The 238-nt window shown below is 51.3% G+C and carries 1 rRNA gene; it reads left to right on the top strand.

Going from position 1 to position 238, the window contains the following annotated elements:
• Nucleotides 1-238 (top strand): 16S ribosomal RNA (locus tag ACEO2X_RS14745); the annotation flags it as partial.

Genomic DNA, 238 nt, shown 5'->3' with positions numbered 1-238 from the left:
GGTCGCAAGACTAAAACTCAAATGAATTGACGGGGGCCCGCACAAGCGGTGGAGCATGTGGTTTAATTCGATGCAACGCGAAGAACCTTACCTGGCCTTGACATAGTAGAAACTTTCCAGAGATGGAAAGGTGCCTTCGGGAATCTACATACAGGTGCTGCATGGCTGTCGTCAGCTCGTGTCGTGAGATGTTGGGTTAAGTCCCGCAACGAGCGCAACCCTTTTCCTTACTTGCCAG

The sequence above is a fragment of the Acinetobacter sp. AL9 genome (assembly GCF_041464035.1).
Classification (GTDB): domain Bacteria; phylum Pseudomonadota; class Gammaproteobacteria; order Pseudomonadales; family Moraxellaceae; genus Acinetobacter; species Acinetobacter towneri.
This window is presented reverse-complemented; position numbering and strand designations above follow the sequence as displayed.